The organism is Kosakonia sp. HypNH10 (assembly GCF_029850615.1).
In the GTDB taxonomy this organism is placed as follows: domain Bacteria; phylum Pseudomonadota; class Gammaproteobacteria; order Enterobacterales; family Enterobacteriaceae; genus Kosakonia; species Kosakonia cowanii.
On sequence record NZ_JAOTIU010000004.1, the window covers coordinates 95,101 to 106,577 of the forward strand.

13 protein-coding genes are annotated in these 11,477 nt (G+C 57.8%); 9 read left to right on the forward strand and 4 right to left on the reverse strand.

Going from position 1 to position 11,477, the window contains the following annotated elements; translation table 11 throughout:
- The first annotated feature begins 27 nt into the window (after positions 1-27).
- Both N7V53_RS12805 and N7V53_RS12810 read left to right on the forward strand, forming a co-directional pair.
- Positions 28-1,434 carry an MFS transporter gene (locus N7V53_RS12805; protein WP_279793600.1) on the forward strand — a complete coding sequence of 469 codons (1,407 nt, stop codon included), beginning with the start codon at positions 28-30 and terminating at the stop codon, positions 1,432-1,434.
- A complete protein-coding gene (locus N7V53_RS12810) occupies positions 1,434-2,384 on the forward strand; it encodes a family 43 glycosylhydrolase (protein ID WP_279793601.1) in 951 nt (316 codons plus the stop codon). Before N7V53_RS12805 ends, N7V53_RS12810 begins: the two co-directional genes overlap by 1 nt.
- 15 nt (positions 2,385-2,399) lie before the next feature.
- Here N7V53_RS12810 and ampE read toward each other — a convergent pair whose 3' ends face one another.
- Together ampE and ampD are read right to left on the reverse strand one after the other, a co-directional pair.
- A complete protein-coding gene (ampE, locus tag N7V53_RS12815) occupies positions 2,400-3,254 on the reverse strand; it encodes a beta-lactamase regulator AmpE (protein ID WP_023480410.1) in 855 nt (284 codons plus the stop codon).
- Positions 3,251-3,814 (reverse strand): 1,6-anhydro-N-acetylmuramyl-L-alanine amidase AmpD, encoded by a 564-nt coding sequence (gene ampD, locus N7V53_RS12820; protein WP_023480445.1) that lies wholly within the window; start codon positions 3,812-3,814, stop codon positions 3,251-3,253. The genes ampE and ampD overlap by 4 nt, the downstream gene beginning before the upstream one ends.
- 129 nt (positions 3,815-3,943) lie before the next feature.
- Here ampD and nadC point away from each other — a divergent pair, with 129 nt between their 5' ends.
- From nadC to hofC, 4 genes are all read left to right on the forward strand, one after another.
- A complete protein-coding gene (nadC, locus tag N7V53_RS12825) occupies positions 3,944-4,837 on the forward strand; it encodes a carboxylating nicotinate-nucleotide diphosphorylase (RefSeq protein ID WP_270221313.1) in 894 nt (297 codons plus the stop codon).
- A 177-nt stretch (positions 4,838-5,014) separates the two neighbouring features.
- The gene (gene ppdD / locus N7V53_RS12830) at positions 5,015-5,449 is read left to right on the forward strand and encodes a prepilin peptidase-dependent pilin (RefSeq protein WP_279793602.1); all 435 of its coding nucleotides are present in this window, start codon (positions 5,015-5,017) and stop codon (positions 5,447-5,449) included.
- 9 nt (positions 5,450-5,458) lie between these two features.
- Entirely contained in the window at positions 5,459-6,853 is a 1,395-nt protein-coding gene (gspE, locus tag N7V53_RS12835; protein ID WP_279793603.1) for a type II secretion system protein GspE, read from the forward strand.
- On the forward strand, positions 6,843-8,045 hold the full coding sequence (gene hofC, locus N7V53_RS12840) for a protein transport protein HofC (protein WP_279793604.1): 1,203 nt from the start codon (positions 6,843-6,845) through the stop codon (positions 8,043-8,045). Before gspE ends, hofC begins: the two co-directional genes overlap by 11 nt.
- A gap of 40 nt (positions 8,046-8,085) precedes the next feature.
- Here the strand turns inward: hofC and N7V53_RS12845 are convergent, their stop codons facing one another.
- Positions 8,086-9,129: a GMP reductase gene (locus N7V53_RS12845; protein WP_023480391.1), complete on the reverse strand. Its 1,044-nt coding sequence runs from the start codon at positions 9,127-9,129 to the stop codon at positions 8,086-8,088.
- 319 nt (positions 9,130-9,448) lie between these two features.
- Here N7V53_RS12845 and coaE point away from each other — a divergent pair, with 319 nt between their 5' ends.
- Genes coaE through yacG form a run of 3 tightly spaced genes read left to right on the forward strand, consistent with a single transcriptional unit; the run spans position 9,449 to position 11,016 of the window.
- Positions 9,449-10,069, forward strand: coding sequence for a dephospho-CoA kinase (gene coaE / locus N7V53_RS12850; protein WP_023480460.1), 621 nt, complete (start codon positions 9,449-9,451; stop codon positions 10,067-10,069).
- A complete protein-coding gene (zapD, locus tag N7V53_RS12855; protein WP_023480376.1) occupies positions 10,069-10,812 on the forward strand; it encodes a cell division protein ZapD in 744 nt (247 codons plus the stop codon). The genes coaE and zapD overlap by 1 nt, the downstream gene beginning before the upstream one ends.
- Before the next feature lie 9 nt (positions 10,813-10,821).
- Positions 10,822-11,016 (forward strand): DNA gyrase inhibitor YacG, encoded by a 195-nt coding sequence (yacG, locus tag N7V53_RS12860; RefSeq protein WP_279793605.1) that lies wholly within the window; start codon positions 10,822-10,824, stop codon positions 11,014-11,016.
- A 25-nt stretch (positions 11,017-11,041) separates the two neighbouring features.
- Here yacG and mutT read toward each other — a convergent pair whose 3' ends face one another.
- A complete protein-coding gene (gene mutT / locus N7V53_RS12865) occupies positions 11,042-11,443 on the reverse strand; it encodes an 8-oxo-dGTP diphosphatase MutT (protein ID WP_279793606.1) in 402 nt (133 codons plus the stop codon).
- Positions 11,444-11,477 lie beyond the last annotated feature (34 nt).

Consider the following 11,477-nt stretch of genomic DNA (forward strand, 5'->3'; position numbering starts at 1 on the left):
ACTCATACCTCAGAGGGAGACCCGTCGATGGACACCAATAAACTGTCTGTTAAAGAGAAGATTGGTTATGGCATGGGCGACGCCGGATGCAACATCATCTTTGGCGCCATCATGCTGTTTGTGAACTATTTCTACACCGATATCTTCGGTCTGGCTCCCGCGCTGGTCGGCGTGCTGCTGCTGTCGATTCGCGTTATTGATGCCATCACCGACCCGTTAATGGGCGCGCTGGCCGACCGCACGCAAAGCAAATATGGCCGTTTTCGCCCGTGGCTGCTGTGGATTGCCGTGCCTTACGCGGTCTTCAGCGTGTTGATGTTTACCACGCCGGAGTGGACCTACAGCAGCAAAGTTATCTATGCCTTTGTCACCTACTTCCTGCTCTCTCTCACCTATACCGCCATCAATATTCCCTACTGCTCACTGGGCGGCGTTATCACCAACGACCCGAAAGAGCGCGTAGCCTGCCAGTCTTACCGTTTTGTGATGGTCGGCATTGCGACGCTGCTGCTGTCGCTGACGCTGCTGCCGATGGCGGAGTGGTTCGGCGGCGCGGATAAAGCCAAGGGCTATCAGATGGCGATGACGGTTCTGGCATTTATCGGCATGTGTATGTTCCTGTACTGCTTTGCTACGGTGCGCGAGCGTGTGCGCCCGGCGGTGCCGACCAATGACGATCTGAAGAAAGATTTCAGGGACGTGTGGAAGAACGATCAGTGGGTGCGCATTCTGCTGCTGACGCTGTGCAACGTCTGCCCCGGCTTTATCCGTATGGCTGCAACCATGTATTACGTCACCTGGGTGATGCAGGAGAGCACCCACTTCGCCACGCTGTTTATCAGCCTCGGCGTGGTCGGCATGATGTTCGGTAGCATGCTGGCAAAAGTGCTGACCGACCGCTGGTGCAAACTGAAAGTCTTCTTCTGGACCAATATCGCGCTGGCGATTTTCTCCTGCGGCTTCTACTTCCTCGACCCACGCGCAACGGTGATGATTGCGGTGCTCTACTTCCTGCTCAACATCCTGCACCAGATCCCCTCCCCGCTGCACTGGTCGCTGATGGCCGATGTCGATGACTACGGCGAGTGGAAAACCGGCAAACGTATCACCGGCATCAGCTTTTCCGGCAACCTCTTCTTCCTGAAAGTCGGGCTGGCGGTGGCGGGCGCAATGGTCGGTTTCCTGCTCTCCTGGTATGGCTACGACGCCGGTGCCAAACAGCAGAGCGCCAGCGCCATCAACGGCATTATGCTGCTGTTTACGGTGATCCCGGGCGTCGGATATCTCATCACCGCAGGCGTTGTCCGTCTGTTGAAAGTAGACCGTGAATTGATGAAACAGATCCAGGCGGATCTGGAAAAACGCCGCATTAACTACCACGAACTGAGCGACAGCCAGAGCGTACCGGCGGCGAAAAACGTAAGGAATGCATAATGAAAACCTGGCCGAACCCCTTTATTGAGCAGCGCGCAGACCCGTTTATTCTGCGCCACGATGAACACTACTACTTTGTCGCCTCGGTGCCGGAGTACGACCGCCTCGAGATCCGCCGCGCCGCCACGCTCGACGGGCTGCGCAGTGCAGAAGGCGTTGTGGTGTGGCGCAAGCCGCAAAGCGGGCCGATGAGCGAGCTTATCTGGGCACCCGAACTGCATCATATTGAGGGCAAATGGTATTTATACTTTGCCGCTGCCGGAACACAGGCGCTCGATAAGCTGAATATGTTCCAGCACCGCATGTTTGTGCTCGAGTGCGCCGATGCCGATCCATTAACCGGGAAGTGGGTTGAGAAAGGCCAGGTTAAGACGCCGTTCGACACCTTTGCGCTGGATGCCACCACCTTTGTCCATCAGGGTAAGCGCTGGTATTTGTGGGCGCAAAAAGCGCCGGATATTGCGGGCAACTCCAATCTCTATCTGGCGGAGATGGAAAACCCGTGGACGCTGAAAGGCGAGCCGGTGATGTTAAGCAAACCGGAGTTTGAGTGGGAGTGCCGCGGCTTTCTGGTTAACGAAGGCCCGGCGGTGCTGTTTCACAACGATAAGCTCTTTATCAGTTACTCCGCCAGCGCGACGGACGAGAACTACTGCATGGGGCTGCTGTGGATCGATCTCGACGCCAACCCGCTTGAGCCACAAAACTGGCATAAATCGCCCGAGCCGGTGTTTAAAACCAGTTATGAAAACCGCCAGTATGGCCCGGGACACAACAGCTTTACGCAGACGCCGGAGGGGGAAGATGTGCTGGTGTATCACGCGCGTAACTACACCGAAATTGAGGGCGATCCGCTCTACGATCCCAACCGCCATACGCGCCTGAAAACGATTCGCTGGCAGGAAAACGGGATGCCTGATTTCGGCATCCCGGCGGCGGATAATCAGTAAACCGGCGGCACGCGGTTACATCAGCGTGCCGTAAATCGTCAGTAACGCCACCACCACGACCACGGCAAACGAGGTCTTCTTCGCCATCGACACCGCCGCTTTCGGCGTGGCGACCTTATCATGATGCGGCTCGCGCGCCAGCGAGAACTGCGCCAGCCGCGTCAACACATGATATTGCGAGGTGTGGGTATCACCGAGCGAGGCGAACCAGGCCGGCAGCGCTTTCTCACCATGGCCGATCAGCGCGTAGACCACGCCCGCAAGGCGCACCGGTATCCAGTCCAGCAGATGTAAAATAGCGTCGATGCCCGATTGCTGGCGCTCGGTCGGCGTCTGGAAGCGCGCCAGCCAGTACTGCCAGGCGCGCAAAAAAGCGTATCCGACCAGCAATACCGGACCCCAGGGGCCACCCACCACAAACCAGAACAGCGGCGCGAGGTAGAAGCGGAAGTTGATCCACAGCAGCGCATTCTGCAATTCGCGCAGGAACTCGCGCTCGTCGCATCCGGGCGGCACGCCGTGAATCAACGTCAGCTCACTGGCCATCGCCATATGGGCGCGGCTGTCGTTTCGCGCCGCCGCTTTCAGGTAGGCGTGGTAGTGCAACCGCACTTTGCCCGCGCCGATGCACAGCAGGCCAATCAGGATCCACACCACCAGCAGCGGGACGTTGAAAAACATCCCCAGCAGCGCGCGCAGAATCAGGAAGGTCACCAGCATGGCTAACGCCGTCATTAACAGCGTTCTTAGCATCGAATAGCGCTTGATGCGCCGGAACAGCACCTCCAGCCGGTGGTCCAGCTGCCAGTGCTCTCCCAGTTTAAACAGCCGCTCCGCTGCCAGTACCAGCAGCATGGTGAATAACGTCATGGCATCTCCTTTTCTGACAACGCGGCGACCAGGGCGCGAAATTTGGCCCAGTCAAACGCAGGGCCGGGGTCGGTCTTACGTTCAGGCGCGATATCGCTATGTCCGGTCATATTGTCGGCAATCGCCGGGTAAAGCTCAATCACCGTTCGTGTCACCGCCGCCAGCTGGCGGTACTGCGCGTCGGTATACGCCAGGTCGTCCGTTCCCTCAAGCTCAATACCGATTGAGAAATCGTTACAGCGCTCGCGCCCCTGATAAGAGGAGACGCCCGCATGCCAGGCGCGCTTATCGAAAGGCACATATTGCACTATTTCTCCGTCGCGGCGAATCAGACAGTGCGCAGAAACGCGAAGATGAGCAATGCCGGCAAAGTAGGGATCGGCGCTGGGATCCAGCGTGCCGGTAAAGAGCGCGTCAATCCACGGGCCGCCAAACTCGCCGGGAGGCAGGCTGATATTATGTACCACCAACAGTGATGGTGACTCATCGTCCGGGCGGCAATCATAATGCGGAGAGGGCACATGCCGCGCCTCCACCAGCCAACCCTTGCGTAACTGCATAAGGAACTCCTTATAGAGGATGGTGCTGAAACACGCTTCAGAGTAGCATGCTTAGGCCGCCTCCCATAATGCCGGAGCTGCACAACCAAACGCTAACTTTGTGATTCGTTACACTTTTTGGAGCTTATCATGCCGCCTCGCCGCTATAACCCCGACCTTCGCCGTGACGCGTTGCTAAAACGCATCGAACTGGATATTCCTGCCGCCGTCGCGCTGGCACTGCGTGAAGATCTGGGTGGAGAAGTCGATGCGAATAACGACATTACCGCGCAATTATTACCGCCAGAGAATCGCTCCCATGCGGTAGTGATCACCCGTGAAGAGGGGGTGTTCTGCGGTAAACGCTGGGTTGAAGAGGTGTTTATACAGCTGGCGGGCGACGACGTGACGCTCACCTGGCACGTTGCGGATGGCGACACGGTGCACGCCGATCAGCCGCTGTTTGAGCTGGATGGCCCTTCGCGCGTGTTGTTGACCGGTGAACGTACGGCGCTCAACTTTGTCCAGACGCTCTCCGGCGTCGCCAGCGCGGTGCGCAACTATGTTGCCCTGCTGGAGGGCACCAAAACACAACTGCTCGATACGCGCAAAACCCTGCCCGGCCTGCGCACGGCGCTGAAATATGCGGTGCTCTGCGGCGGTGGCGCGAATCATCGTCTCGGGCTTTCCGATGCGTTTCTGATCAAAGAGAACCACATTATCGCCGCAGGCTCAGTGCGCAACGCGGTAGAGAAAGCCTTCTGGCTGCACCCCGATGTGCCGGTTGAGGTTGAAGTCGAGACGCTGGAAGAGTTCGATGATGCGCTGAAGGCAGGGGCGGATATCATCATGCTGGATAACTTCGCGCCCGAGCAGATGCGCGAAGCGGTAAAACGGGCCAACGGCCAGGCGAAGCTGGAAGTCTCCGGCAATGTTACCGAGCAGACGCTGCGCGAATTTGCGCAAACCGGCGTCGATTACATCTCTGTCGGCGCGCTGACAAAACACGTCCGCGCCCTCGATCTCTCGATGCGCTTTCGCTGATCATCTCTCAATATCACGGGCCGCTGGCCCGTTTTTTTGCGGCTTATCTCGCAGCAATCTTGTTCTGTTATGCAACCGCGGTAAAAACGCCGGAAGCCACTTTCCGGGCTGCTCTTTTGCCGCTCGCACCGCTTTTCCCCCCCTGACACAGTAACGGCTCTGCATAAGGAGCCGTCTATGAACAGACAACACGGATTTACCCTCATTGAGCTGATGGTGGTGATTGGCATTGTCGCCATTCTGAGCGCCATCGGCATTCCCGCCTATCAAAACTACCTGCGCAAAGCGGCGCTAACGGACATGCTGCAAACCTTTGTCCCCTACCGCACCGCCGTCGAGCTCTGCGCGCTGGAGCGCGGCGGCGTCGATAGCTGCGACGCCAGCAGTAATGGCATCCCCTCTCCAACGACGACGCGTTATGTCGCCACGCTCAGCGTTGCCAAAGGCGTGGTCTCGCTCACCGGCCAGGAGAGTCTTAACGGTTTGAGCGTGGTGATGACACCGCAATGGAGCAGCGCAAATGGCATTCAGGGGTGGACGCGCAGCTGTAATACCGAGGCAGACAGTGCGCTACAGCAGGCGTGCGAAGACGTTTTCCGTACCGGTCGATAAGGATATCTGATGAAAGAGAACAAACTCGAGGCGCTGTGCCGCCGCCATAACGCGGCATTACTGAGCAAAGATGATGAAGCACTGGTTATCGCTGTTGTAGGCAGCCCGAGCATGGAGCTAATGGAGTCACTCAGTTTCGTTGCCCAGCAGCGTGTTGATATCCGCTGCTGGACGCAGGATGAAATGGAAAAGCATCAACAGCTCGCCGCGCAGTCACTACCTGCGGCAAGTGCCGCACTCACCGAGGAGAGCGGCTCGGCGGTTGAGATCATCAACCAAACGCTGCAACAAGCGCTGATGCTGCGCGCATCGGATATCCATTTCGAGCCGGGCGAGATGCACTACGCGATCCGCCTGCGGGTGGATGGCGTGCTCCATCCGCTTTCGCCTCTGCCATGCACCCTCTCCGACACTCTGACCGCCCGGTTAAAAGTGATGGGCAATCTGGATATCGCCGAGCGGCGACTGCCGCAGGATGGGCAGTTTACCGTCACCCTCGCCGATCAGCCGGTATCGTTTCGTATTGCTACACTGCCCTGCCGTCACGGCGAGAAAGTGGTGCTGCGGCTGCTACACCAGGTGAACCAGGCGCTGGCGCTGCCCGCGCTCGGCATGACCGAGGCGCAGCTGGCACAGTTCAACGCCGCGCTGGCGCAGCCGCAAGGTTTACTGCTGGTAACCGGTCCCACGGGTAGCGGAAAAACCGTCACGCTCTACAGCGCATTGCAGGCGCGTAATAAGCCGGAGGTTAATCTTTGTAGCGTGGAAGATCCGGTGGAAATCCCGCTGGCGGGTCTGAATCAAACCCAGATAGCACCGCGCGCCGGGCTGACCTTTCAGAGTGTGCTGCGCGCCCTGCTGCGCCAGGATCCCGACGTCATTATGGTCGGCGAGATCCGCGATGGTGAAACCGCCGAGATTGCCATCAAGGCTGCGCAGACGGGTCACCTGGTGCTGTCGACGCTGCATACTAATTCCACCAGCGAAACATTGGTGCGGATTGAACAGATGGGGGTGGCCCGCTGGATGATCTCTTCGGCGTTATCGCTGGTGGTTGCCCAGCGGCTGGTCCGTAAGCTCTGCCCCCACTGCCGCAAGCTGGCGACAGAGAGCATTCATCTGCCTGCTAACGTCTGGTCACGCCCGCTGCCACGCTGGCGCGCTCAGGGGTGTGAAGCCTGTTATCACGGCTTCTACGGCCGGGTGGCGCTATTTGAGATCCTCAACATCACACCGCCGATACGCCAGGCGATTGTCAGCGGCATGAGCGTGAACGAGATTGAACAGTGTGCGCGTGAAGAAGGCATGACAACGCTCTTTCACCATGGCTGCCAGGCGGTTGAACAGGGGCTGACGACCTTTGAGGAGCTGGTGCGGATACTGGGTTACCCGCATGGCGAGTAGGCAACTCTGGCAATGGTCGGGGCTGGATGATAGCGGTGAACTGCAAGCGGGGCTGCTCTGGAGTGAAAGCCGCGCGGCGGCGGTATTGTGCCTGCTACAGCAACAATGTCATCCGCTGACACTGAAACGTCGACCGGTGCGCGCGCGTCTGTGGAGCCCTGAGCAGAGTACGCCGCTACTCAACCAGCTTGCCACCCTGCTTAAGGCCGGGCTGACACTGCCGGAAGGGCTACAGTTGATGGCGGAGCAGCATCCGGCCAGACAGTGGCAGGCACTGCTGCAAAGCCTGTCAGCGGCACTCGAAGAAGGAGAAACCTTCTCTGCGGCGCTGCGTCAGTGGCCGGAGGTATTTCCGCCGCTCTGGCAGGCGATGATCCGCACCGGTGAACTGACCGGCAAGCTGGACGAGTGCTGTTTCAGGCTCGCTGCGCAGCAAAAAGCACAGCATGAACTGAAGCTGAAGGTGAAAAAGGCGCTGCGCTACCCGCTGATTATTCTGTCGCTGACCGCTGCGGTGGTGCTGGCGATGATCTACCTGGTGCTGCCGGAGTTCGCCACCATCTACCAGACCTTCAATACGCCGCTGCCGGCATTAACGCGCGGGGTGATTGCGGGAGCGGAGATAGTCAAACATTGCGCGCTGCCTTTGATGCTGGTTAGCGTGCTGGCAGGCGCGCTGCTGCTGCGGCTACGTAATAACGATAACTGGCTTCGTGCCTGTCAACGGTTGCTGCTTGCCTGCCCGGTCATCGGGCCGCTGGTGCGCGGGCAGCGCCTGAGCCAGATCTTTACCGTCTTGTCGCTGACCCAGCGTGCAGGTATCGCCTTTTTACAAGGGCTGGAGAGCGTGACCGAAACGGTGGTCTGCCCCTACTGGCGGGATCTGTTAGTGCGCGCGCAGCAGGAGATAACCGAAGGCGCGCCGATATTTGCCGCGTTAAAAGCGAGCGGCGAGTTTCCGCCGCTCTGCATACAGCTGGTACGAACCGGGGAACTGTCAGGCGCGCTCGACAGCATGCTGGATAATCTGGCGCAGTATCACAGTGAACAGACGCAGCGTCAGGCCGACGGGCTGGCGGCGGTGCTGGAGCCGCTGATGCTGGTGGTGACAGGGATAATCATTGGTGTGCTGGTGGTGGCGATGTACCTGCCCATCTTTCATCTTGGCGATGCGATGGGCGGTACGGGCTGATGGCGGTACAACGCGTTAAGCCGCGTTTACCGCAAGCCATTTACAGGCTGTTGAAAACGCGGTTTTCCTGCTCCTGAACGCGAATAAAGGTGGTGCGTTTGGTCAGCTCTTTCAGACGAGAGGCGCCGACGTAAGTGCAGGCGGAACGTAAACCACCGAGGATATCGCGCGCAGTGTTCTCAACCGGGCCACGCAGCGGAAGCTTAACGGTTTTACCTTCAGCGGCACGGTAGCCTGCCACGCCACCAACGTGACGGTTCATCGCGGACTCAGAACTCATGCCGTAGAAGAGCATAAACTTCTCGCCGTTCTCTTCCATCAGCGTGCCGCCGCTCTCTTCATGGCCTGCCAGCATACCGCCGAGCATCACGAAGTCTGCGCCGCCGCCAAACGCTTTGGCAACATCGCCCGGCACAGTGCAGCCACCGTCGCTGACGATCTGGCCGCCGAGGCCGTGCGCCGCATCGGCACACTCAATCACCGCCGAGAGCTGCGGATAACCGACGCCGGTTTTTACGCGCGTTGTGCAGACAGAACCAGGGCCAATGCCCACTTTGACGATATCGGCGCCGGAGAGGATCAGCTCTTCGCACATTTCGCCGGTCACTACGTTGCCCGCGCAGATGGTTTTGTCCGGCCAGGCTTCACGCGCCTTAGCCAAAAACTGCACGAAGTGTTCGGAGTAGCCGTTAGCAACGTCAATGCAGACGAAATTAAGGGACGGATGCAGCGCGAGGATCTGCTTGGTTTTTTCGAAATCGGCATCGGATGTGCCGGTTGAAACCATTACGTGGCGCAGCACAGAGTCGGCCTGCGCCTGCACAAATGCTCGCCACTCTTCAACGGAGTAGTGCTTGTGGACGGCAGTCAGGATATCGAACGAGGCCAGCGCTTTCGCCATGGCGAATGTCCCCACGGTATCCATATTGGCAGCGATAACCGGTACGCCGGACCAGCGCATTCCTGAGTGCTTGAAAGTGAATTCGCGCTCCAGTTCAACATCGGAACGGCTTTTGAGAGTGGAACGTTTAGGGCGGATAAGAACGTCTTTGAAACCTAACTTCAAATCTTCTTCGATACGCATGTAGGGATTCCTGGGGTTAATGGCGCTAAGACAAACTCACAACTCCAGTGACGCTATCATACGCACTAATAAGGGCCGCGCAAGACTGCGAAAATCTCTTTTTTTACGCTACAATCCTATAAATTTACCTGGTGAATATGCCAGTTTCAGTTAATTGATTTCTTTATTGTCTGATTGATTTTCAACTTACTGATTCCTATAAATAAAAAAAGGGTGGCTTTGCTTTTTTTCACGCTAAGTCTGCTGCGGTTTCGTTGTGATGAGTGGCGAAAATAATAGCAGAGAATGAGTCTGGCAGCCCCTTACAGGATTGAGCGTTATGAAGTATAAGGTCGCGTTAACGGGCGGTATTGGCAGCGGTAAAAGTACCGTGGCGGACGCGTTCGCCAAACAGGGCGTTAACGTTATCGATGCGGACGTGATTGCCCGCCAGGTCGTCGAGCCTGGCACCCCTGCGCTACGCGCGATTGCCGAAAAATTCGGCGATGAAATGATCCTCGCGGACGGCTCACTCAATCGTCGCTTACTCCGCGAACATATTTTTGCCTCTGACGTTGATAAGCGCTGGCTCAACGGCTTGCTGCACCCGCTTATCCAGCAAGAGACCGAGCGTCAGATGGCCCGGGCGACATCACCGTATGTGCTGTGGGTCGTTCCACTGCTGGTGGAGAACCAGCTTTACCACAAAGCCGATCGGGTATTAGTCATTGACGTTCCGGTTGAGACGCAAATTTTACGCACCATGCGCCGTGACGGCGTGACCCGCGAACATGCTGAACAGATCCTCGCCGCGCAAGCCACGCGCGATGCGCGGCTTGCCGTCGCGGATGATGTCATTGACAATAATGGCGCACCAGATGCAATCGCATCGGATGTTGCCCGCCTGCATGCGCACTATCTCGCTCTCGCCGCGCAGGCCGTATCACAGGAAAAACCGTAATGCACACCCACATCCTTTTTGAACATCCGCTGAATGAAAAAATGCGCACCTGGCTGCGTGTCGAGTTCTTACTGCAACAACTCTCCGTCCACTTGCCCGTCAGCGACCACGCTGGCGCGCTGCACTTCTTCCGTAACGTGGGCGATCTGCTGGATGTGTTCGAGCGCGGTGACACCCGTACTGAATTGTTGAAAGAGCTGGAGCGCCAGCAGCGTAAGCTGCAAGCCTGGAGCGAAGTGCCGGGCGTGGATCCCAGGCGTATTGAAGAGATCCGCCAACAGCTGAAAGGGAGCGGGGCCGTGCTGATGAATGCGCCGCGTATTGGTCAGATGTTACGTGAAGATCGGTTGATAGCATTGGTACGCCAGCGCTTAAGCATTCCCGGCGGCTGCTGTAGCTTCGATCTGCCGACGCTGCATATGTGGTTACACTTACCGCAGGAGCAGCGCGATGCGCAGGTAAGTTACTGGCTGGAGAGCCTGGAACCGCTGCGCGCTACCCTGACATTAATCCTCGATCTGATCCGCAACGCCGCCCCGTATCGTCGCCAGACCAGCCTGAACGGTTTCTACCAGGATAACGGTGATGATGCCGATCTGCTGCGTCTGCAACTGCCGCTCGAGGCGCGGCTTTACCCGCAAATCTCCGGCCATAAAAGCCGCTTTGCCATTCGTTTTATGCCCCTCGACAGCGAACACGGCACGGTGCCGGAGCGGCTCGATTTTGAATTAGCCTGCTGTTAAGGAACTCTGATGACTGAAAAGACAATTGTGAATTGCCCGACCTGCGGCAAACCTGTGGTATGGGGCGAAGCCAGCCCGTATCGCCCTTTTTGCTGCAAACGCTGCCAGCTGATTGATCTTGGCGAATGGGCGGCGGAAGAGAAACGAATCCCCAGCGCGGGCGATCTCTCTGACAGCGATGAGTGGAGCGAAGAGCAACAGTAATCCCGGGCTGCCCGCTGGCTGAAGGTCAGCGGGTCTTGCTCTGCGCAATCAGTTTTGTAATGACCGGTTCGTTAGCCGGGGGAAAATCTTCTGCTTTCAGCGCGCTCTGCGCAATCCACTCGCCCGGCTGCCCCTCTTTCCCCCACGGTTCGCCCTGCCATTTGTCGACTAGCCAGAACCAGAGCGTGATATGGCGGTCGGGGAATTCATACTCCAGCTTATCGAACAGTGTGGCGCTTTGCGTGGTGATGCCCACTTCTTCCTGAAGTTCACGGATCATCGCCTGCTCCGGCGTTTCACCCGCTTCGATTTTGCCGCCGGGGAATTCGCGCATGTTTGCCATATGCGCATCGGCCGCGCGCCGGGTAATAAAGATTTCGCCCTGCGGATTACGAATAATACCGACGGCGATGTTGAGTATTTTCATGCTGATGACTCCATAAAAAAGGCGCAGATCTCTG

Coding starts and splice junctions, on each gene's coding strand:
- N7V53_RS12805 (WP_279793600.1), top strand. CDS start 28: ATGGACACCAATAAACTGTCTGTTAAAGAGAAGATTGGTTATGGCATG.
- N7V53_RS12810 (WP_279793601.1), top strand. CDS start 1,434: ATGAAAACCTGGCCGAACCCCTTTATTGAGCAGCGCGCAGACCCGTTT.
- ampE (WP_023480410.1), bottom strand. CDS start 3,254: ATGACGTTATTCACCATGCTGCTGGTACTGGCAGCGGAGCGGCTGTTT.
- ampD (WP_023480445.1), bottom strand. CDS start 3,814: ATGCAGTTACGCAAGGGTTGGCTGGTGGAGGCGCGGCATGTGCCCTCT.
- nadC (WP_270221313.1), top strand. CDS start 3,944: ATGCCGCCTCGCCGCTATAACCCCGACCTTCGCCGTGACGCGTTGCTA.
- ppdD (WP_279793602.1), top strand. CDS start 5,015: ATGAACAGACAACACGGATTTACCCTCATTGAGCTGATGGTGGTGATT.
- gspE (WP_279793603.1), top strand. CDS start 5,459: ATGAAAGAGAACAAACTCGAGGCGCTGTGCCGCCGCCATAACGCGGCA.
- hofC (WP_279793604.1), top strand. CDS start 6,843: ATGGCGAGTAGGCAACTCTGGCAATGGTCGGGGCTGGATGATAGCGGT.
- N7V53_RS12845 (WP_023480391.1), bottom strand. CDS start 9,129: ATGCGTATCGAAGAAGATTTGAAGTTAGGTTTCAAAGACGTTCTTATC.
- coaE (WP_023480460.1), top strand. CDS start 9,449: ATGAAGTATAAGGTCGCGTTAACGGGCGGTATTGGCAGCGGTAAAAGT.
- zapD (WP_023480376.1), top strand. CDS start 10,069: ATGCACACCCACATCCTTTTTGAACATCCGCTGAATGAAAAAATGCGC.
- yacG (WP_279793605.1), top strand. CDS start 10,822: ATGACTGAAAAGACAATTGTGAATTGCCCGACCTGCGGCAAACCTGTG.
- mutT (WP_279793606.1), bottom strand. CDS start 11,443: ATGAAAATACTCAACATCGCCGTCGGTATTATTCGTAATCCGCAGGGC.